General features: G+C 48.8%; 17 protein-coding genes and 6 pseudogenes. 7 read left to right on the forward strand and 16 right to left on the reverse strand.

The window, feature by feature from the left end; all coding sequences use genetic code 11:
* Window positions 1-54: 54 nt before the first annotated feature.
* The 4 genes and pseudogenes from SYMBAF_RS17995 to SYMBAF_RS16365 all read right to left on the reverse strand — a co-directional run bounded on the left by SYMBAF_RS17995 (window position 55) and on the right by SYMBAF_RS16365 (window position 4608).
* Window positions 55-1884, reverse strand: a pseudogene (locus tag SYMBAF_RS17995) (autotransporter outer membrane beta-barrel domain-containing protein).
* Between the two features lie 15 nt (window positions 1885-1899).
* Window positions 1900-3489 (reverse strand): hypothetical protein, encoded by a 1590-nt coding sequence (locus SYMBAF_RS16355; RefSeq protein WP_152609049.1) that lies wholly within the window; start codon window positions 3487-3489, stop codon window positions 1900-1902.
* A 210-nt stretch (window positions 3490-3699) separates the two neighbouring features.
* Entirely contained in the window at window positions 3700-4038 is a 339-nt protein-coding gene (locus SYMBAF_RS16360; RefSeq protein ID WP_040264118.1) for a hypothetical protein, read from the reverse strand.
* Between the two features lie 177 nt (window positions 4039-4215).
* Entirely contained in the window at window positions 4216-4608 is a 393-nt protein-coding gene (locus tag SYMBAF_RS16365; RefSeq protein WP_040264120.1) for a hypothetical protein, read from the reverse strand.
* Between the two features lie 351 nt (window positions 4609-4959).
* On the opposite strand from SYMBAF_RS16365, the gene SYMBAF_RS16370 reads away from it, so the two are divergent.
* The 4 genes from SYMBAF_RS16370 to SYMBAF_RS16385 all read left to right on the forward strand — a co-directional run bounded on the left by SYMBAF_RS16370 (window position 4960) and on the right by SYMBAF_RS16385 (window position 6072).
* A complete protein-coding gene (locus tag SYMBAF_RS16370; RefSeq protein WP_152609050.1) occupies window positions 4960-5118 on the forward strand; it encodes a transposase DNA-binding-containing protein in 159 nt (52 codons plus the stop codon).
* A 99-nt stretch (window positions 5119-5217) separates the two neighbouring features.
* On the forward strand, window positions 5218-5541 hold the full coding sequence (locus tag SYMBAF_RS16375; protein ID WP_152609051.1) for a hypothetical protein: 324 nt from the start codon (window positions 5218-5220) through the stop codon (window positions 5539-5541).
* A 39-nt stretch (window positions 5542-5580) separates the two neighbouring features.
* The gene (locus SYMBAF_RS16380) at window positions 5581-5844 is read left to right on the forward strand and encodes a hypothetical protein (RefSeq protein WP_152609052.1); all 264 of its coding nucleotides are present in this window, start codon (window positions 5581-5583) and stop codon (window positions 5842-5844) included.
* Between the two features lie 9 nt (window positions 5845-5853).
* Entirely contained in the window at window positions 5854-6072 is a 219-nt protein-coding gene (locus tag SYMBAF_RS16385; protein ID WP_152609053.1) for a hypothetical protein, read from the forward strand.
* Window positions 6073-6268: 196 nt separating this feature from the next.
* Here the strand turns inward: SYMBAF_RS16385 and SYMBAF_RS16390 are convergent.
* From SYMBAF_RS16390 to SYMBAF_RS18585, 5 genes and pseudogenes are all read right to left on the reverse strand, one after another.
* A pseudogene (locus SYMBAF_RS16390) lies at window positions 6269-7171 on the reverse strand (IS481 family transposase); the annotation flags it as partial.
* A 1-nt stretch (window position 7172) separates the two neighbouring features.
* Window positions 7173-7645: pseudogene (locus tag SYMBAF_RS16395) on the reverse strand (IS1 family transposase); the annotation flags it as partial.
* Entirely contained in the window at window positions 7618-9528 is a 1911-nt protein-coding gene (locus SYMBAF_RS16400) for a BUD32 family EKC/KEOPS complex subunit (protein WP_152609054.1), read from the reverse strand. The pseudogene SYMBAF_RS16395 and the gene SYMBAF_RS16400, both read right to left, overlap by 28 nt.
* A gap of 28 nt (window positions 9529-9556) precedes the next feature.
* Window positions 9557-9703, reverse strand: coding sequence for a YadA-like family protein (locus SYMBAF_RS18580; protein WP_160289777.1), 147 nt, complete (start codon window positions 9701-9703; stop codon window positions 9557-9559).
* 411 nt (window positions 9704-10114) lie between these two features.
* Window positions 10115-10264 carry a hypothetical protein gene (locus SYMBAF_RS18585; protein WP_160289778.1) on the reverse strand — a complete coding sequence of 50 codons (150 nt, stop codon included), beginning with the start codon at window positions 10262-10264 and terminating at the stop codon, window positions 10115-10117.
* Window positions 10265-10767: 503 nt separating this feature from the next.
* On the opposite strand from SYMBAF_RS18585, the pseudogene SYMBAF_RS18000 reads away from it, so the two are divergent.
* A pseudogene (locus SYMBAF_RS18000) lies at window positions 10768-10863 on the forward strand (hypothetical protein); the annotation flags it as partial.
* Window positions 10864-10944: 81 nt separating this feature from the next.
* Here SYMBAF_RS18000 and SYMBAF_RS18590 read toward each other — a convergent pair.
* Window positions 10945-11281 (reverse strand): annotated as a pseudogene (locus SYMBAF_RS18590) (IS1 family transposase); the annotation flags it as partial.
* Window positions 11282-11702: 421 nt separating this feature from the next.
* Between SYMBAF_RS18590 and SYMBAF_RS16430 the strand changes: the two are divergent.
* Both SYMBAF_RS16430 and SYMBAF_RS16435 read left to right on the forward strand, forming a co-directional pair.
* The gene (locus SYMBAF_RS16430) at window positions 11703-13859 is read left to right on the forward strand and encodes a carbon starvation CstA family protein (protein ID WP_040264127.1); all 2157 of its coding nucleotides are present in this window, start codon (window positions 11703-11705) and stop codon (window positions 13857-13859) included.
* A gap of 145 nt (window positions 13860-14004) precedes the next feature.
* A complete protein-coding gene (locus tag SYMBAF_RS16435) occupies window positions 14005-14208 on the forward strand; it encodes a YbdD/YjiX family protein (RefSeq protein WP_082026853.1) in 204 nt (67 codons plus the stop codon).
* Window positions 14209-14232: 24 nt separating this feature from the next.
* Here the strand turns inward: SYMBAF_RS16435 and SYMBAF_RS16440 are convergent.
* The 6 genes and pseudogenes from SYMBAF_RS16440 to rpmH all read right to left on the reverse strand — a co-directional run.
* Window positions 14233-14589 (reverse strand): annotated as a pseudogene (locus tag SYMBAF_RS16440) (LytS/YhcK type 5TM receptor domain-containing protein); the annotation flags it as partial.
* Window positions 14590-15285: 696 nt separating this feature from the next.
* Window positions 15286-16650, reverse strand: a complete 1365-nt coding sequence (mnmE, locus tag SYMBAF_RS16445) for a tRNA uridine-5-carboxymethylaminomethyl(34) synthesis GTPase MnmE (RefSeq protein WP_040264133.1) — start codon at window positions 16648-16650, stop codon at window positions 15286-15288.
* Between the two features lie 217 nt (window positions 16651-16867).
* Entirely contained in the window at window positions 16868-18505 is a 1638-nt protein-coding gene (yidC, locus tag SYMBAF_RS16450) for a membrane protein insertase YidC (protein WP_040264135.1), read from the reverse strand.
* Window positions 18506-18507: 2 nt separating this feature from the next.
* On the reverse strand, window positions 18508-18765 hold the full coding sequence (yidD, locus tag SYMBAF_RS16455; protein ID WP_006709033.1) for a membrane protein insertion efficiency factor YidD: 258 nt from the start codon (window positions 18763-18765) through the stop codon (window positions 18508-18510).
* Window positions 18729-19088, reverse strand: coding sequence for a ribonuclease P protein component (rnpA, locus tag SYMBAF_RS16460; protein ID WP_037388954.1), 360 nt, complete (start codon window positions 19086-19088; stop codon window positions 18729-18731). The genes yidD and rnpA overlap by 37 nt, the downstream gene beginning before the upstream one ends.
* Window positions 19089-19106: 18 nt before the next feature.
* Window positions 19107-19247 (reverse strand): 50S ribosomal protein L34, encoded by a 141-nt coding sequence (gene rpmH, locus SYMBAF_RS16465; protein ID WP_082026854.1) that lies wholly within the window; start codon window positions 19245-19247, stop codon window positions 19107-19109.

Below are 19247 nucleotides of genomic sequence, written 5' to 3' on the forward strand. Positions count from 1 at the left end.
TCTAACCCACCTCTAGGAAATCGTTGTTTTCAATCATGCTTACATGTGGGAATATCAGAAACGCCATACCACACCAGCATTCATACCGTTATCCTGATAGTTCTGAGATAACAAACCGGTATAGTTGATGGAAACGGCAACCGATTTTGTGACGCTGATTTCTGCCCCCGCTTTCATCACCATGCCGTCGTGTGAGGCTGCGTCCGTGGCGGTATTGAAGGTTGCGTCCGTGCCAGCAAAGCGCAAGCCAACTTCGCGTTCAGCCTCGTTATACTGATGTTGCCAGCCTAGTTTTCCTCGGAGGGTGACGGCGCTGTCTTTACCGATATTCCAGCGTTTTTCCCCACGCATACCCAGCGTGGAGAAGATTCCGAAGGTGCTCTGGTTGTCCGCTGTCAATGCGGCGGTGCCGCCTTTTTCCGTCATGTCATCGCTTCGGTAATTCACCCATGCCAGGTTGACAAACGGCTCCAGATTAAACCAGGTATTGTTCAGACGGTAACCCGCTTCTGCGAAGATTTGGCCCGTTCCCGCATGATAGCGTGCCTTGGCGTTATCAGACTGGCCGTAATACCCGATGCCCCGTGAGGTTTCAACCCGGTGCCAGGTATAGGCGATACCTGTGCGCAGATTCAGGTTGTCATAGGTTTTACCTGCATAGATAGCCAAATGATAGTTATCACTGTCGGCAGATGCGGCGTCTCCGTGCAATGAGGTGCGGGTGTAACCGGTGGCTTAGCCCAGACGCCAACGATCAGCCAGCTCATTATCCGCACCGAGTAATACCCCAAAGGTTGAGTCGTGGAAACCCGTGGCATTATCATTGCCGCTGGCGTGCTCCCAATTGCCCAACAAACTGACCCATGCGCCGTCCTCGTCTTGTTTTATGTCACTGCTGTCCGCTGCGCCCTGAGTCTGGCGCAAACGACCGTTAAGCGTATCCCGAACATAACGGCTGTTATTCACTAGCGCGGAGGCGATATCCGCGTGTATCTGCCCGGACAATTGACGATAGGCTTGTCGCGCCAGTTCCGCAGAAGGGGCTATCAGCAAGCTTTGATACAAGGGGTTATCAGCCGGTAATTGTTCAATTGCCGTCGCGAGATTATATTGATTAGCAGTAACGGCGACATCAGCAAAACGGGTGGTGTTACGTTGTAAACCCAGTGAGAGGCTATTGGGCTGATAGGCCAAATCGGGCGTTAAAAATAGCCCGGCGTCGGCGTGGCCAAATTGCCCTGTGATACCTTGCGCGGCCGTGAGCACGGTATAACGCTGTGCCAGGATATTGCCGGCGGAGGATGTTGAAGCCAGCAGGTTTTGCCCCGCTTGCAGTACCACAGCAATCTCGCCTCCGTTCAATGTCGCCTGACCATTGACCTGTAGCAAATCGTTGCGGCCGGCCTCAATTTCAGCCAGATAACGGGAGCCATTATCCAGCGTCAGATCGTTATCAATCGTCAAGGTGCCGATGGAATTGCCGGGTGCCACCGAACCCCCTTTATTTGCCGTCAGCGTGCTGATATGCCCGCTGCCACTTACTAGCCCTCCATCGCGCACCACCGTAGCACCGGAGGCTTTGCCGTTGGCGATAAAGTGCCCGTCAGCCGCGACATCGCTGGTTAATGCGCCGGTGCTGGCCAGTTGCAACGCGGCACCTTTGGCAATCCACGTCTGGCCGGCATAGTCATTATTCCCGCTGAGCGTTTGACTACCGCCCGCTATTGTTAGGCCACCTTTATAGTGCGTTCCGTCAGGATTACTGAGGTCAACATCTGTGATTCGGCCCGAAAAATTATCCTTGGCCTGGCTCAATACTAGAGTTCTGTCCCCCAGCGTTACAACGCCATTGCCGTTTAAGCTGCGGAGAGTGACGTTGTTCATGCTGTCTGGAACGCCCTACAGCGGATTGAAATTACCGTGTTCAGTGATGTCAAACCAACCGTTATTTTCCAGCGATGCCGAGTGGGCAAGGCTACCGGGGCCGGTAAGGTATAACACCGCGCCCTTATTCACCCGGGTCACGCCGGTATAAGTGTTGGTGCCGGTCATGTTGACTACCACATCCGGCATGAGCGTTAAGTCACCGGCACCGGAAATTGCGCCCGCCAACCCCAGATAACCTTTTCCTCCGTTAGAATCACCTGAGGGATCGCCAGCAGGAGCACTCATTAGATTTCCCATTTGCTTCGTTACGCGGCTAAGTTGCAATCCGCTGCCGTTGGCATGCGTAGAAAAATCATCAGCATTAACGAAGAAAGGTGTAAACGCCGTGAGTTGATTTTGTAAATCATACATCACTGAATAATTTACGAAAAAACCTATTCCTAACGTAATATTCCATGTCTCTGTATCACTGCTATCACGATCGATAATCAGGCGTTTATCTCCGCCTTCTTGCAGAATGATCTCGTTGCCCACTTTTTGCCCATTGACATCCACTGGTTGGAGTGTGAGAGAAACGATGGATGTTGTGTTTTCGCCATCCTTGTCAAATTTCACGCCATGCTGTTCGAGGATGTCGCCGAATTTTTTGCTGTCTATCGTTGCGTGAGTAGCATTGCCCGTATCGAACAAAATTGCGCCGCTCAGCGCCTCTGCGGGAAGCTCAACGGTGCTCGACTGACCGTTGGTATTGAGTGTGAAGGAGTATTTGAAGCGGCCTTCATGTTGCGATGACGCCGGTGCGCCAGAGTTGGGGAAATGGGTGATATCGCCTTCACTTCGCGTCGGTGCCCAAGGGGCCTGGGTATCAAACTGCGCCCGCAGGCTGGGCGTCAAATTGAGGATAGTACAAGGCGCGCAACCCGGTGACCACGTTGTCCCATTTTCATTGGCATTGTCATTACCGGCAACGATAAAGCCGGTTTTTGTGATGGTGCTAAAGGGGCTGCCGCCGTTGGGATTGCCATTGGCATCCATAAAAAGAAAATCCCCTACGCCAAAGGTACCGTAGAAATTTTTCTCTTCTGTTGGCCATCCTGAGGTAATGTTTTTTTCCGCGCCCGGATCAATGTAATAAGGTTTCCCCTCTACGATTTTAAACGGCTTTTGATCCTCCTGTTGTGGATGGTCGAGCAACATATGTTCGACCTGGCCAATGACGTAGCCTTTATTATTGCTGTCGGGAGTCGTTACCGGTATCGAGGTTGCATCAGCGGTGTAATAGGTCAGGTCTGTTATTTGCTTGCGCTGTAACCAGTACCCACCCCAGCCATTGTTGCCATAGAGATATTCGTATGCCTGATTCACATTCGGCAAGCGCGAGGTGTCTTGTTGTCCGAGAGCGGCGTTGAACTGATCGGAACCCGTATCAAAGATATATTTTTGTGCAGGGCCGCCGTTCACACCGACATTAATGGTTAGGCGACTATCTAAATGCCCCAGTGGAATTATGATTGGGTGCGGTTCACCATTAACGGGAGGTGAGTAATATGAAAGGAATAATAAACTGATGAATAAGTTTATTGCTTTTTCTTTTTTTATCATGGTGCCCCCTCCCCTAGACAGGTAACTATCTATAATTAAAGAATAAAGTTCAGTTTTTAACCGCATTAAGTCAAGTTGATTTTATTAATTGATTTTTTAGTCTTGAAGGCTATGCGGGGTGCGCGCTTTTTGGCGTGCCACCCCAGCTGACTTTACGGTTTTTATGCTTATTTTTCATTTTATACAAGTAATAAAAATGCCAGTGTTAATTTAAGGCAGTCTTGATGTAATAAATGAAATTTCATAATCATGACCGGGGTATTGATTGCTCATTCGCTGTGAAAATTCTTTTTTCGTGATTTTATGGCGATAAGTATCATGCAGTAAAATAAGGAATTTTTCTGATTGTTCAGTAGTATCAATCGGCATGTGTTTATATACATGATCGGACTTTATTTGACTTAGTAAATTATTGAACCAATCATTAAATGGTGTGTCTTGAAATGCAGCAACAACCTGCGGGTCGGTGGTGTTGGTACAGCCTTGGACTAATGAAAAAGAAAGCGCAAGGAGCAAAGAACCAATTAATCTAAGTTTACTGGTGTTCATTTTTCTATTTCTCCTGAATTACTAAGGTTATAGCCATTTGTAGTAGGCATAGGGGCAAGGAATTTTACCATAAAAAAATAAATATTCTGTCAGCATTGATAGAAATAATTAATGTTCCTGCTCATTATTCCTATCAATGGTTGGTTATCCATACTGTTTATAAACAACGTGAGAGTTCTATTGTATGACTATTTCCTCAAAAAAACATTGTGTTAACATTCCTGGAGCATGGATGCCTTGGGTCCACTTTAATACGTCGGGTTTTTCGTCTTGCTCGACCAGCCCTCCCCATACATCGATAAATTCCTTGTTTTTAAAGAAAAAAACTCCAGGCTCAGAGGTTTTTGTTGAGGCGAAAATAGCTAGCCACTCTTTGTTGGCTAAAACTTCGGATACGTCGATTTGGTTTGTGCTGACTTTTTCAGTCAGTATCTTTTGCACCAAACCCTGGTAAAAACTCTTGTTCTCAGCATTAATTTTTAGCTTTAAATTCGCACAGTCTACGGTGGCTGACGCAATGTTTATCACAAAGAATAATGGGAAGAAAAAAAACAATGTTGCTTTTTTCATAATCATATCACTGGGTTAGGTGTTAGTGGAAGTGAGTATAGAACATAATATCCCATCAAGCGCAAAAAAAACAACTATCTGAATGTAAATACTATTTTCTGCTTTTAGACTATTCCTTCTATATGCCAAGGATAATACCACTCTACATATTACCCATTGAGAACCAAACGGAAACAGTGATTGATTTCATTTCCAAGGAGGTATGAATGCTGGGTGGCAGTCTAGGCATCTAAGTTATCAGTACTGGTTAAATGGCTACATACGGCACTCAGTTTCTTGCAAATGCCCACATTGATATTAATGTTATCATCAACCTAATCAGGCGGCGTTATTATCCAGGGGCAGGGGTATATGATTAATTCAGTACCGATTTCGGCTTCCCCACTGGCATGGATTGATGAAGAAATTGATTTATCTACTTTTAGTGACCGCCGACACGCCAGCCGCTTTAGATCCCTGATGCAAAAACTCTGGCAGGGAATGGGAAACAGCCTGCCCTTTGCCTGCTAGGAGCGCTCAGCAACAAAAGCCGCTTACCGCTTTCTTTCCGGCACTAAAATTGATGAACAAACGCTTCTGCAGGGACATACCGAAGCCACTTGCCAGAGGGTGCAGGCCACACAGGAAGAAACCATCCTGTTTCTCCAGGATACCACCTCGTTTGGTTACCATCGAAACAATCCTGACCTGGTGGGCTTTACTGGAAGCCATACGGCAGGTCTTGTCAAAACAGGGAAGGATGCCGGTATTAACTGCGGGATCCCGATGCATTCCAGTTTGGTCGTGACGACACAGGGACTCCCGCTGGGTCTGACGGCAATTAAATTCTGGATCCGAAAAAAATTCAAAGGGGCGAATGTGTTAAAAAGAAAAATTAATCCCACCCGGATACCTATAGAGGAAAAAGAAAGTTATCGCTGGCTGGAGAAATGACGGCAGTCAACGGCATTATTACAATGTCCGGAGCTATGTGTGCACATTGGCGATCGCGAAAGTGATATTTACGAACTCTATTGCCTCGTATCAGAGTTAGGCACGCATTTCCTGGTCAGACCCTGCGTAAACCGTCTGGCAGAAAATTCCACTCTGGAAGAAGAAATGGATAATATTCTTCCAGAAGGCAAAGAGAAATATCAAATCATGCTGCGCCAGGATGAAGGTAGAGTACGCGAGATTACGTTGAATGTCAGATGGAAAAGAATAACACTGCATCCGCCAATAGTTAAGGCAAAATAATATCCTGACATGGAACTGAAAGCAGTAATCGCAACAGAAGAAATTGCTGATGATAAGAATGTCCGGGTGGAATGGAAACTGCTGACTGATTTGCTGGTAACGGTTCTGGCGGAGGCGACGGAAAAACTTGGCTGGTACAGCCAGCGATGGAAAGTTGAAGTATTTCAAAATATTATGAATCATGCTGTCAGGCTGAACGCTCCAGGCTGGGTTCAGTATAGCGTCTGACAAATTTATTATGTTGCTACTGCATTCTGAGCTGGCGGATATTCTGGCTGACGATGCTAAACTGGGAAATACCGGAGGCACCGGCAGAGTTGGTTTTCACAAAGATGGAGATGAAAATCCTGGACACGATGGTTGAGGTGTATTAGCTCAGGCCTGATCTGACAGTTACCGGTTATTTATACAGGTATCTGTCAGATTACATCTGGCTTAAATTTTTCTCAGCCCAGATGCGCTTTCCATCAAGTAATGTTTCCATTGGCGTCCGACCACAGCACATTTTACCCTGATGGGTTCGCCCATTATTATAGTGAGCCAGCCATTCATCAAGATCCGATTGTAATGCGTCTAGCTCGCCATACAGCTTTTTGCGGAACGCCACCTGATAAAATTCTTGTAATATCGTCCTGTGGAACCGTTCACAGATGCCGTTCGTCTGCGGTGACCTCGCTTTGGTTTTCGTGTGGTCGATGTCATTTATCGCCAGATAAAGCTGATAATCATGCTGCTCCACTTTGCCACAGTACTCTGTGCCTCTGTCGGTCAGTATTCTCAGCATTGGCAGGCCCTGAGATGCATAAAATGGCAGCACACGGTCATTTAGCAGCTCTGCCGCTGTAATCGGCGTTTTGGTGACATAAAGCTTGCAGTGCGCAACCTTCGAGTAGGTATCAACGAACGTCTGCTGATAAATACGTCCGACGCCCTTCAGGTTCCCCACATAGAACGTATCCTGAGAGCCCAGATAACCCGGATGAGCGGTTTCAATTTCGCCATAGACCTCGTCATCACTGGCTTTACGTTCCAGTGCTGCGATCTGGCTGTCAGTCAGTTCGATACTCTCACGGGCCACTTTCTCTTCCAGTGCTTTCAGACGCTTTTTGAAGTTTTCAAGATTGTGGCGCAGCCAGACAGAACGAACGCCACTTCCTGAGATAAAAACACCCTGTTTACGCAGCTCGTTGCTGGTCCGGTGCTGACCGTGAGCCGGGAAATCAACGGCATAATTAACCACAGCGCACTCGGTGGCATCGTCTGTGCGGTTCTTGAGATTAGGGGCCCGACGACTACGATTTATCAGCGAATCCACTCCACCTTCAGCCATCAGTGCACCAAAAGGCCACATTGAACCTCGAGAGCAGTTTCAGCAATTTACACAGCGTTTTCTTGCTTCGAGAGCCAAAACATGAGCGATAATCCGCTTCAACCGCAGCCCCTATGCGTACCAAAGCCAGCGCTGTCGTTTCTTGTTGTCGGTAAATGACCACATCTCATCCACTTCGCAAATCAGTTGAATTTGCAGGTTATCCAGTGGCAGTGTTGTTACATTCCGCGGCGAGAGTTTTTTAACGTGCGTACGACGGCATTGATACTGATATATAACGCCCGGGCAGTGTCCCGAATACCGGCATTATTCATTGCCAAGTTAACGATTTGGTCTTTTCGTTCCAGGCTGGCAGGCGCGATAGGCATAATCGAGTTGGAAGGTGCGTTTGCAGGACTGACAACGGTAACGCTGCTAACTACTTTTGCCATAACCATGTTGATTCACACTGTTATATAATGTGTACTCAATATTTTTCTTATATCATATAAAACATCATTAAATACATATTTTAATTTATTCTTCATGACCTGAGTCTGTTCAGCGCTAAGCATTTGACCTTCCGGTAAAATTATAGCATCGTCAAAGTCCACAAGGAAAAACTCCCCCTTGTTATATATTATATTTCCTTTGTTTATGTCTTTATGTATAATCCCTTTTTCCCGCAAGAAGTTAGCCAGATATTCAGAAGGGTTATCATTTATAATTTTTGATGCTATTTCCACCATAATTTCAATTTCAATATCTGATGAAGGCTGAAAACTATTTAATGGGTAACCCTCAATTTTTTTTAATTTTGTTGACACTGTTGCAGTCATATCTATATCTTGAGTGATACTAACTGTTGCGGCCCCCGATCCATAATATCTATTAAATCCTTTCGCATTATTATTTGCAGCAGTAAGTCTGGAACGGTGACCCGGATAAATATAACTGCTGTATTTTTTTTCGACATATCCATTTCCTATGTCAGAAACTACGCCAATGCTTCCTATACCGACAACCGCTCCTGCTCCACCGACAACACAGCTGGTACATGCACTGCCAATTACTGCTACCGCCGCACCAGCAGCAACAGCAGCACCAACATCACCAGCAACAAAAGTATCATTACTCACTAGCTCAGCTATGGGAACAGGAACTGTTGTCCTATGAGTAACAGTTGATGAATTATGAGGATCTATCATCGTAGATGCATTTTCTTCTTTGTCAGAAACGTAAAATTTTTTAAACTTCTCTACTGAGAGCTTGCTATAATTATCAGTTAAGTTATTAGCAATATCCCAAAGTCTTTTTCGTATATCTAAAAGTTGTTCAAATGCATTGCCTTGAGCATGTCCGTATTTATTGCTATCAATGCATTTTTGGGTTATCTGTATGGTTTTAAGAAGCAACTTGATATTTTTCTCTTCTGAAGAATTTGTATTACTGACATCTGACGAAACGCCTGCCCTACGATAAATAAGATCAAATTCATTCATCACACGCAAGTCGAGTTTCCGATCTGCTACGATGCTAAGAATCGAGTTAGGAATATATCTGTTCTCAACGGGAAGCGAACGCTCTTTCCTGTTATCTATACTAGGACCTGAAATAAAATAAAGTGGTGGTGTAAGCACCTCTGTAATATTGTCAATTTTTAAGTCATAGCATAGAGATAAATAATTGTGACGTCGCACTACAGAAGCGGGCGACGTAAAATTTTCGTTCTTATCGAGAAGCGAACGCTCTCTCTTGCCATTTATTCTAGAACCCGAAATAAAATCAAGTGGCGGTGTACGCACATTTGTAATAGAATCAATTTTTACATTATGGTATGGAGATAAATAATTGTGAGGTGGCACTACAGAAGCGGGCGATGTAAAATTACCCGTAGTTCCGCTGTGACTATTCTGCTCCCCATAATTTTCATACCCTGACCTTACCAGTATTCCGCCCCCAGTAAATATACCAACCCCTACTAGGCAACGTTTTAAAGCACTGCCTTTCCATCCACCAGGAGAAACTTGTTCATTCCTCGAGATGTGAAGTGACTCTGCTTGCGAACGTAGAAGCCCACCGTCAGTAATCACCTCTGTTAACTTAATACTTTCCCCTGCATCGTTTACTTCAGTGGACTGACTGTTGCCCGATGGCCACAGGGATCTCCACATATGAGTTAAGCTTTCGGTAAAACCTTTATTTCTGGCACCACAGGATAATTCTTCTGAACTGTTATCAACGTTTTTTATTTGAGAAGCCAGGTGGGATGACACGCTGTTATTCTTGGCTGGGTCACTACTTGCCTCTCTCCCGGCATCTATATTTAAGAAGAGGGGCTGCCGGGATGCATCGTTTAAAACATTATCGCGCATAATATAAACCTTGAAAGTTTTTCGATAGTTATATAAAATCTGAAAATGCTTTTCCTAAGCTCCAGTCACTCTGGGTGTTAGTGCTTACGCTAGCTTTCATCACCCAGCGTTCGTTTTCAGAACGGTGTGAAATACCCAGTGCCAACCCAGGCTCACTATAGGTAAATACCGACATCCATTGATATCCTGCTTGCGTCAGGATCGATAGGCTGCGGCAGGTTAGCCATGGCAACGACACTGGCGAGACTGCTTTTCAGTTGATCGTAGTTAACGGCATCCGTTCCTTATGTTGTAGCTGCAACATGGTTTATCTGACGTTCATGGTCTTTACTCCCCACAGAGACAGAATTGTCCCGATCAACCATGGAAGATGCCCCCAGCGCCACAGAGTTGTTGTTTTTAGCCACTGTACCGTTCCAGTGCGGTTAAATTACTCGCCGAGGAGCTGGCACCGGCAGCCAAGCTGTTACTACCGGTCGGCGTCGGTAACGTATAGGTCTCCGCGCCTCAGACTACCGCCTCCTTCCACCGTAGCGCCTATACCGATGACTGTAGAGTATCCGCTATTTGCCACCGATAGAGGGCCTCAGGCAATGCCGGCATAGCCCTTGTCAGTTACCTTGGTCTGGCAGCCAACTGCCACGCTGAATTCTCCGAGTGCCGAAGCTTTGGTGCCCAAGGCTATGGGGCTATAAAGTCCTGAGGCATTGGCTTTATCACCAATGGCAATACCCAATCCTTTGGCGACTGCACCACCACCTGAACCAATCGCAATGTTACTTGATTCACATCTGACGGGGCGCTAGCACCACTGCTCATTACATGATCAGAATCAATTTGAATACAAGTTCCGGCTAAAGCAGGTACAGATAGAAAAGAGATAATCGACGCAAAAGTGGAATGTCTAAACCTTGTCATTACTAACCCACTCCCTAGTGTTGAATGAAGGAATTGGCTAACCGGACTTGGTGGATGGATTTTTCCTCTTTCCCACCACATTTAATAGGGGATAATAATAAAAGTTCCCTCATTAGTAAATGTCATTCAAGTCTATTTATTGAGCTACATCACAATTTATCGGTACCTTTATTGAAAATACTTGTTCCACTAATAATTTGATACCGCATAAATCCAATGTCAAACGCAAAAAATATGAATGATGCACAGATTAAAAAAATATACCTATGGCATAGCGGATTTATGTAAGCGCACACTGTGGCCAGCCTGGCTCTGGCTTGCACTGAACTATTAGCAATAAAATTCAATGAAATAACAGGTTATCGTTTGCAGGCTTCAACGGTTCGCCGCTGGCTTCCCTCTGCCGAAGTCGTCTGGTGAAGAGCAGCACCTACGTTGCAGTCAGTGATACTGATGGGATAAAAGCTCGGAATTATTGACCATGACTCTGAAGGGTTTTTATAGGTATATTTCAAAATAGGCACCAATCACTTTTTCATGCCCTTCAAATGAACGTGAATAATATATCGTCTTAGGTGTCAGCCGTTTAAAATATGTGCGTAAATTAAGATTATGTCGCTCAATTCGCTGAGTAAATATCTTTCCGGCAAGATGTATTTCTGATGGACTTCTCGCTCGTAACTTACCCAGTCATCCGTGGTAATAAAACCCAGGCTGAGTGCCACATCGTTATAGGCAACAGGCTGTGTTGTCACTGACTTCGGGGTGAGTTTTTGAATGTACGGATAACGGTATTAATGCCAACTTTCAGGACGCGAATAAAATCCCTGACGCCGAAGGGTGGTGGCTATTTGACCGCACGAGCCACGTATCTGGCCCACCAAACCTCACGGCCCGCGCCTTGCTGCGCATTCAAATGAACGCCAGCGGCGCTCACGGGCAATGGCGGGACACCGCTTAATACACTACTATCCCAACATTTCCACCAGATGAAGGGGAGATTAACCTTTGGATAACGGTTTTCGATGAGGTCTTCCTAACATATTTCCTACTATTGGCCGGGGGCTAAAACCACTTAAGGCGCTCAACAACGGTTTATCCTGGTATACAGCCGCTTAGTCAGTAATCTCCCCGCTGCACGTTAGAATTCACCACCATAGATAACGTAAACTCTCCATTTTTCTCTTGCTAAAAATACTCAACTGCGCCATATAGATATTACGGTTTTGTTGGCTATTCTAACAACCAGGTCTCCTATGAATAAAAAAACTTTATTCAAGCATCTCCCTTGGATGATTATCGGGATTATCGGTGCTTGCTGTCTGGCAGTGGTTGCCTTGCGACGCGGCGAACATATCAGTGCACTATGGATTGTCGTAGCGTCGGTATCGGTATATCTGGTGGCTTATCGCTACTATAGCCTTTACATCGCGCAGAAGGTGATGAGGCTGGATCCCACCCGTGCCACCCCAGCGGTCATCAATAATGATGGCCTGAACTATGTGCCGACCCACCGCAACGTACTCTTTGGTCACCACTTTGCCGCTATTGCTGGGGCCGGGCCGCTGGTTGGCCCGGTGCTGGCAGCACAGATGGGCTATCTGCCTGGCGTACTTTGGCTATTGGCGGGCGTGGTTCTGGCTGGTGCGGTGCAGGATTTTATGGTGCTGTTTCTCTCTTCCCGCCGTAATGGCACCTCGCTGGGCGAGATGATCAAAGAAGAGATGGGCGCAGTGCCAGGCACCATCGCCCTGTTCGGCTGTTGCCTGATTATGATTATTCTCCTTGCAGTGCTGGCGCTGATCGTGGTGAAAGCGCTGGCCGAAAGTCCGTGGGGGGTGTTTACCGTCTGCTCAACCGTGCCGATTGCGCTGTTTATGGGCATCTATATGCGCTTTATCCGACCGGGAAGGGTGGGGGAAGTGTCAGTAATCGGGATATTGCTGCTGGTTGCTTCCATCTGGTTTGGCGGGGTGATTGCCCACGATCCTTACTGGGGCCAAGCATTGACCTTTAAAGATACCACCATCACCTTTACCTTGATTGGCTACGCATTTGTCTCCGCCCTGCTGCCGGTGTGGCTGATTCTAGCACCGCGCGACTATCTGGCTACTTTCCTGAAAATCGGTGTGATTGTCGGTCTGGCGATAAGCATTGTGATCCTCAATCCGGAACTGAAAATGCCTGCCATCACACCGTTTGTTGACGGTACCGGTCCGCTGTGGAAAGGCGCACTGTTTCCGTTCCTGTTTATTACCATCGCCTGTGGCGCGGTATCGGGCTTCCATGCGCTGATCGCCTCCGGTACCACGTCCAAACTGCTGGCCAGTGAAACCGATGCACGCTTTATCGGTTACGGCGCAATGTTGATGGAGTCGTTTGTGGCAGTGATGGCGCTGGTTGCCGCGTCGATTATCGAGCCGGGGCTCTACTTCGCCATGAACACTCCGCCAGCCGGGCTGGGCATTACCATGCCAAACCTGCATGAGCTGGGCGGCGACAATGCTCCGCTGATTATGGCGCAGTTGAAGGATGTTACCACCCAAGCAGCGGCAGTGGTCAGTTCATGGGGCTTTGTGATTTCACCGGAGCAGATCCTGCAAACCGCGAAAGACATTGGTGAACCTTCATTGCTGAACCGCGCCGGTGGCGCACCTACGCTTGCGGTGGGTATCGCCAACGTGTTTAACCAGATTATCCCGTTTGCTGATATGGGCTTCTGGTATCACTTCGGCATTCTGTTTGAGGCACTGTTTATCCTAACTGCGCTGGATGCCGGGACCCGCTCCGGCCGCTTTATGCTGCAAGATCTACTGGGAAACTTTGTGCCGTTCCTGAAGAAGACCGATTCGCTGGTAGCCGGGATCATTGGTACTGCGGGTTGCGTCGGCCTATGGGGCTACCTGCTGTATCAGGGCGTGGTCGATCCACTCGGCGGGGTGAAAAGCCTGTGGCCGCTGTTCGGCATCTCCAACCAGATGTTAGCCGCCGTGGCGTTGGTACTGGCTACCGTGGTGTTGGTGAAAATGAAGCGAACCAGGTATATCTGGGTAACGGTGATCCCCGTCGTCTGGCTGCTGCTCTGCACCACCTGGGCGCTGAGCCTGAAGCTGTTCAGCACCAATCCGCAAATGGAAGGATTCTTCTTTATGGCGGGCGAGTATAAGGCGAAAATTGCCGCGATAGGCAGTGATGTTAGCGCGCAGCAGGTGGCGAAGATGCAGCATATTATGGTCAATAATTACACTAACGCCGGTCTGAGTATTCTGTTCCTGCTGGTGGTGTACAGCATTATCTTCTACGGCATGCGTGCCTACCGGAAGGCGCGTAGCCTGCCTGAGCCTTCCGACTGTGAAACACCGTATTTGCCGATACCGAAAGAGAGCGTGAAAGTCTCTTCCGGGCATGAATAAATGGTTGGGATACCCATTTTAAATAAGGCTATTCCCTCAGCACTTTCTGGACAAATCAGCCTTGCCGTTGCCAAATATCTTTTCGGATGATCAATAATCGGCCCCGTTCAGCAGCAATCGCTGCGGGGCACATCAGGAGCCTCTTATGTTCGATAATTTAGGCGCAGCGAAAAAGTATCTTGGCCAGGCGGCGCGGATGCTGGTGGGGGTTCCCGATTACGACACCTATGTTGAGCATATGCACATCAATCACCCGGATAAGCGAGTGATGACCTATACAGAATTCTTCCGCGAGCGCCAGCAGGCGCGCTACGGCGGAGATGGCAAAGGCGGTATGCGCTGCTGTTAAGTGATCAGCTAATGACACCCAAACTCCCTGGCGCAGGATCCCCTCGGTTGAGACCGCTATCTTCAGCGAGGTGGCGGAAAATGCTGAGGTATATTTCTCTAGCATCGCCTGCTTATCCAGCAGGATACGCATAAACATCGCTGGCCCGACGGTGTTAGCAACCATCATCGGCGCGGCAATGTTTTTCACCAGTTGCAGCGCATCTGGAATTGTCATCTGCACCAGCTCGGCCACCAGGGTTACCGCCCCTGTAACCGACGGGCTAAACAGTTTGTTGGTGCGCCCGCGTTTACTGAGAAAGGTATGCATCAACCCGCCCAGCAGCCCTGTGGCAAAGGTAGAGAGCATACAGCTTAGTGCCGTCATCCCGCCCAGCGAGTAGCATTGCGATATTGGCCGCTGGCAGCGCTCTCCCTGAAAATTAACCTGTGGGTGCGTGGGTAAAGTCAAAAAAATCGGGTGATGGCTCCAATTAGTTATACGCGTACCAAAACCTGGAATGCCCCACCCAAAGATGTTGCCAAGCATTGAACCAATCCGCTAGACCGACTGACGAAAAGTGGTACTCAACTTGCCACTATGTTGGACATGCTTTTTTTCATGTCGGTCACTGTCGTTGCATCCTGTTCCAGGATCGTTCTGTTGGTATTGAGGAATACCTCTCGCCCGTAAGAGGTGAAAATATCGGTGGTTTTTTTGATAAAATCACCTGTTTTCACTTTATTGGTGGTGTGGTATCAACTGGAAAGTGTTGAGTAACATTCTGTGATATTGACAATCCCAACAATCCCTGACAAGGGAGCCACTGAGTGCCATATTCATCATGTCGTCTTTATATGTTGGGCTTATGGGCATTGTAGCGATTGTTAAGCGGGAAAGTACGGTGTCAATCCTGACAATAGTCGCGAGGAGCGCCAGTTTTACCGAAGCCATGCTTGCGCACAGGTTCATTTTGCTGGCAATAACAACAATAAACATCGATCGAAACAGTGATAACACTTCCCATAAATGCGGTAATTTATCAAATCGACCCTGCAGAGTCATGAGCCAACACTGTACGTCTACTGGGACAGGCTCTTATTTGCCAATACAGAAACTGGAGAAAATGCGTCCCAGTAGATCATCTGAGGAAAACTCACCGGTAATTTCACTTAACGCCAACTGTGCCAGCCGCAGTTCTTCAGCCAGTAATTCACCCGCGTAAGCACTCACCAACTGTTCTTTGCCCTGTACTAGATGTCGCGCCGCTTGTTCCAATGCCTGCAAGTGACGGCGACGCGCCAGGAAACCGCCTTCCATGTTGCTGGTAAAGCCCATACTCTGTTTCAGGTGATCGCGCAGCAGATCGATGCCTTCGCCAGTACGTGCCGAAAGGCGAATAAGTGAGTGACCATTTACTTCTGATATGCCTAGCGTTTCGCCGGTGATGTCAGCCTTATTGCGCACCACGGTGATCGGTAAACGCTGTGGCAAACGCGCTGTAAACTCCTGCCAGATCTCTGCCGGCTCGGTAGCGACGGTGGTGGTGCCATCCACCATAAATAGCACTCTGTCGGCCTGTTCGATCTCATTCCAGGCACGTTCGATACCAATGCGCTCAACTTCGTCACTGGCCTCTCGCAGGCCGGCGGTATCGATAATGTGCAGCGGCATGCCGTCAATGTGGATATGTTCGCGCAGTACGTCGCGGGTGGTGCCGGCAATATCGGTAACGATTGCCGCTTCACGTCCGGCTAACGCATTGAGCAGGCTGGATTTACCGGCGTTTGGTCGCCCGGCAATCACCACCTTCATCCCTTCGCGCAGCAGGCTGCCTTGGCGTGCTTCGCCACGCACGCTGTCCAGAGCGGCCATCACACCGTTGAGCTGCGCCTCGATTTTGCCGTCCGACAGGAAATCGATTTCTTCGTCTGGAAAGTCGATCGCCGCTTCCACATAGATTCTCAAGTGAGTGAGTGCTTCCACAAGTTGATAAATGCGGGTGGAAAATGCCCCCTGTAACGAGTTCATCGCTGACCGTGCTGCTTGTTCGGAACTGGCGTCGATCAAGTCAGCAATGGCTTCTGCCTGCGCCAGATCGAGTTTGTCGTTGATGAATGCGCGCTCGGAGAACTCACCGGGCCGCGCGATGCGTACGCCAGGCAACGCGAGCACGCGTTTTAGTAGCAGATCGAGGATCACCGGCCCTCCGTGGCCCTGCAACTCCAGTACGTCTTCGCCGGTAAACGAATTCGGAGCGGGAAACCACAGTGCGATACCCTGATCGAGGGTGATGCCAGCGACATCACGGAATGGCAGATAGTCAGCGTAGCGTGGTTTGGGCAGTTTGCCGAGCAGCGCCAAGGCAACCTCTTTGGCTTTGCTTCCGGAAATGCGCAAAATGCCGATGCCACCGCGTCCCGGCGGGGTGGCTTGCGCTACGATGGTATCGGTGGTGCTCATATACCCTTTATCCTTCAAGTTGCAGCAGTGTTGGCTGCCTTCTCTATACCCCGGTCAATGGGTTCTCGGGGACGCGTTCAATTACCGCCTACCTGCAAGCTTGAATGCTGTCGGGTAACGCGGTTCTCTCTGACGATGTACTATGCAAAAAGGCGGTCTAATGACCGCCTTTAGAAGTTACTGCAAAGCTTGGGCGTGCCTAACCCCTACAATACGCTTAGGCTTTTTTCTTGTCGCGGCTATGCAGGCCACGTTTCTCCAGGCCGCGATAAATTAGCTGCTGCTGGATGATCGTCACCAGGTTACTGACGATGTAATACAGCACCAGACCGGACGGGAACCACAGGAAGAACACGGTGAAGATCACCGGCATGAAGGTCATGATTTTCTGCTGCATCGGGTCAGTCACTGTGGTTGGCGACATCTTCTGAATGAAGAACATCGTCACGCCCATCAGGATTGGCAGAATGTAGTACGGATCCTGAGCCGACAAATCATGGATCCACAAGGCGAATGGCGCATGGCGCAGCTCCACCGAACCCATCAGCATGTAGTACAACGCCAGGAAGATTGGCATCTGAACGATCAATGGTAGGCAACCGCCCAATGGATTCACTTTCTCCGATTTGTAAAGCGCCATCATTTCCTGGCTCATGCGCTGCTTGTCATCACCGATACGCTCACGCATCGCCTGCATCTTTGGTTGCAGCATGCGCATTTTCGCCATCGAGGTGTACTGCGCTTTAGTCAGCGGGTACATGATGCCACGCACAATGAAGGTGATGATAATGATGGAGAAGCCCCAGTTGCCGATAAAGCCGTGAATGAACTTCAGCAGTTTGAACAGCGGCTGAGAGATAAACCACAGCCAACCATAGTCCACGGTCAAGTCGAGATGCGCTGCCAACTGAGCCATCTGATCTTGCAGCTCTGGGCCAACCCAAAGGGTGGCATTCAACTGTTGCTGTGCACTGGGTTGCACCACCACCGGCGTTGATTTGAAGCCAATGGTGGACAGGTTATCGCCCGGATTAGCGGTATAGAAGGTGTTGCTGCCCTGCGTAGCCGGCACCCACGCGGTGGCAAAGTACTGCTGCAACATAGCAATCCAACCACCCTGAGTAGTGACATTCAACTTCTCATCCTTGTCGAACGCGTATTTCTGGTATTTGTCTTCGCTGGAAGAGTACGCTGCGCCACGGAAGGTGTGCAGAGCGAAGTTGTTACTACCAGTGTCGCGGTGCTTAGGCAGCTCGGTAGTCTGCTTCAGTTGGCCGAACAAGGTCAGCTCCAGCGGAGTGGTGCTTTTGTTATCGATGTAGTAATCAACGCTGACCGCGTAGTGGTTACGCTTGAGCACAAAAGTCTTGGTGTAGATAGTGCCGTCTTTACTGGTGAAACTCAGCGGAATGCGCAGCTCATCCTGGCCTTCCGGCAGGGTGTAGCTGTCTTGCGCAGCCTGGTACAGGGGGCGTTCACCATTTGCTGGGTTATCTGGACCATTTTTGCCGGTCAGGCCGCTTTGCGCCTGATAAACAAATGATGGGGTGGTTTCTAGCAGTTGGAATGGCAGTGATGAACCCAGGGTTTCCGGGTAGGCCAACAGTTTAGCCTGTTCGATATCGCCACCACGGGTGTTGATGGCCAGTGACAACACGTCAGTGTTAACGGTGATCAGTTTACCTTGGGCACTGGCTGGCCCGTCCTGTCTGGCGGCATCATCGGCAGTTGCATTCGAAGTCTGTTGCGTGGTCTGAGCCGTTGGCTGCGGTGCGTTATCCGCTTGCCATGCCTGCCAGATCATGAAAGACACGAACAGCAGAGCGATGAGGAGAAGATTGCGTTGCGAATCCATCGTTAGTGTTCTCTATTATCATCAGTTTTCGGCGGTACGGGATCATCGCCACCTGGGTTCAAAGGATGGCATTTTAATATGCGTTTCAATGCCAACCAACTGCCTTTTATCATGCCAAACTGGCTTAATGCCTCAATTGTGTAATGAGAGCATGTCGGCTGGAAACGACAACGTGGCCCAAGCAGCGGGCTGATAACGAACTGGTAAGCCCGTACCAGCCCGATCAGGATGCGGGAGCCTGGCGACAGTGGCGACGCCATAACTTTTCCAACGTTTCCGTCAACGCGCAGTTATCCAAATCCGCTATCCCCTTTTTGGCCACCACGACAAAATCCATCGCCGGTAACTCGTGCTGGCGTTGACGGAAACTTTCGCGGGTTAGGCGTTTGATCCGGTTACGCTCATGCGCGCGTTTGACGTGCTTTTTGGCGACAGTGAGACCGATACGGGGGTGCCCCAGCTTGTTCAGGCGGCCAAGAATGGTGATTTGCGGCGTGCCGGCCCGTAGTGGCTGCTGGAAGACGAAAGTAAAATGAGTGGGAGTTAACAAACGTAACTCCCTGGGAAAAGCGAGCTTAACCACTCAGCGGGTTAACTTTTATTACTTAGAAACAGTCAGACGAGTACGGCCTTTCGCACGACGGCGAGCCAGAACTTGACGACCATTCTTGTTGGCCATACGAGCGCGGAAGCCGTGGCTACGGTTGCGCTTCAGTACGGACGGTTGGAAAGTGCGTTTCAT

It is taken from the genome of Serratia symbiotica (assembly GCF_000821185.2).
In the GTDB taxonomy this organism is placed as follows: Bacteria; Pseudomonadota; Gammaproteobacteria; order Enterobacterales; family Enterobacteriaceae; genus Serratia; species Serratia symbiotica.